Source organism: Mucilaginibacter sp. P4_E8 (assembly GCF_056401495.1).
This window is the reverse complement of the sequence record NZ_JBFUJG010000306.1, coordinates 1-2,274: the sequence shown is the minus strand read 5'-3', so window position 1 is coordinate 2,274 and position 2,274 is coordinate 1. Positions and strand designations below refer to the sequence as shown.

The window sequence follows — 2,274 nt, the reverse complement described above, 5'->3', positions numbered from 1 at the left end:
GGGATTTGGGATGTTCGATTTCGGATTTATTTTGATCTGAAGGTTTATGAGATTTTGGAATTCTGTGTAATCTTTAATTAGAGCATTCAAGTTCAGGTAAATCCGAAATCGAACATCCCAAATCCGAAATCAAGACCCTTACTGTGTTTGTATATTGATGGATGGCATATTGAACGTTACGCTAAATGGGGCCTGGCCATTGCGGGTTTCGTACTCGCTGTAGGTGGCAGTATTGATCACAATGGTTTGCCATTTTACCGGGTTTTTATTCACCAGCATTTGCACCTTTGGCGAGTATTTAATGGATTGYAGTCCTTTGATATCATTTACTGAAAGATCCTCGGCCATTACCTTCATTTTTTGCCCTGCCGTTTTGCTGATCACTTGCTCAATACCTTCCTGGTTCTCCCAGTCGCTTACAAAATTTTTAATGATCACAGCATTTTGTACATCAAGGCTAACTTCCTGGTTAAAAACAAAGCGGTAATAGTTCCAGGAACCGCTCAGGCCTATCCAGCGCAGGTAAACGGAGTTGTCGTCAATTGCATCGTCAATCCTGATGGTTTGAGTTTGCGTTACGGCATGCGCGGTCTCCCCCTCATCATATTTGAGGACGATATTCAGGTAAAAAGCCTCGCGCGGAAAGCTGCCATTTATGCGCAAACGGTTTAAGCCCAACTGCGCCGGTAAAGGCGTGATTGCCTGGGTTTGGTTAGCAATAATAAATTTACCCCCATCCTGGTTCAGCAGCCATGAGCTATCCTCGTTAAGCAGGTAGCTGGTTTGCGGGCCGCCGGCAAGCGGATTCCGGTTAATATCAAGCAGAATAAGGTCGCAATATAACTGAACGCCGAGCAGATCATCGCTGTAAATAAAGCCAATGTCAAAAGGATAATCTATAGAGTAGGCGGGTTCGGCAAAGTCAGTAACCCAGCGGGCAAGCTGGGTAGTATCAGACACCTGCCTGAAAGGAACATAAGCAGCCAGGTTGCCCCCATAACGTTCACCTAATTGTTTGGCGGCATAAACTACATAGTAGGGGTTAGGAAGGGTTGTAAAGGCAGATGTATAACCATCTGCTGTGTTATTATCATAGTGCTCGGCATATGCTATCTGATAGCTGGCACTCAGGTTATCATCCCTGAAATTAGCCAGGGTGTAATCACTGTTATCATTGGGGCACAATAAACTTTGCAAAAAGTTGGAGAGGTCGGCCTTTATTATTCCCTCGTTATTAGGCCGGTTGACTGATTGAATGGTGTTTTGAAGTCCCGTAAGCTTATCAAAATAGGTTATACGCGTAATTACATTATAATATGGGCGTAAGCTATTCATGTTGATGTATCCGCTGGCAGCGCTGATAAAAGAGGCTTTTATAGTTATTTCGTTGTTATTGCCTGCTTTATCAACTTCATAAATGCCCTGATAGGGCGCTGCATTTAGGTATACTTTATCGCCCTGTTTAACGAGGTATTTGGCAGTGCCCGGATCAATAAGCGAGGTGTTGACAACTACTTTGGCATATCCTTTTTCGTTATCCACTGTTATACTGATGACGCCAAAATCTTTGTGCTGGTAAGTGAACACAATAGGATTAAAAGCCGCGTTCCAGCGGGATACATTGTCGCCGGTGAGTGTTACCGAGGGATCGGCAACGAGCAGATTTGAAATTACAGGTACATTAATCGAAGTTTGGTCCGTACAGCCTAAGGGATTGCTATCCTTAACCAATGGCTGCACCAGGCCACCGTTTAAGCCGGTAAATATTGGCGATAGCTGCCAGGTGGCGCCAAAATCATTACTGTACTGAATAGGGCCATAACTTGATGTCGCATTTATAGTGATCTGCGCGTCGGCAGCGCCTATCGCTGATTCCGGCTTATCAATATGTACAAAATTTATCTTCAGATCACATACCCCCGGGTTATTAGGCGGCGGACCGCTTCCAGCCTGTAAAGAGAGTATGGAGTATATTTTATAGCTGCTGAATGTTTGCTCGCCATGTTCATTATAATGGCTTTCTCTTAATACACCACTGTCAATTTTTACGGATTGACCCGGAACTATTACCGTATTGGTATTTATTATACCATTTTCATTTACCTGATAAGTTACTATACAGTTGTTCCCATTGGTGTATTGGCCGGTATCGGTATCAATTATTGATACCAACACGTCGGCACTGTCTATTTCACCTCCATTTTGGTCGGGGTAGGAGCTTACCCAGTTAACTTCTTCTATTTTAGCTATAATGCTCATCGATTTGAGTTTTAA

Annotated in this window: 1 protein-coding gene; it reads right to left on the bottom strand. The window is 43.6% G+C overall.

Annotated elements, in window-relative coordinates; genetic code table 11:
* Nucleotides 1-138: 138 nt before the first annotated feature.
* Nucleotides 139-2,274, bottom strand: a 2,136-nt coding sequence (locus tag AC1DRQ_RS30790; protein ID WP_477429830.1) for a hypothetical protein, incomplete at its 5' end; no start/stop codon positions are given.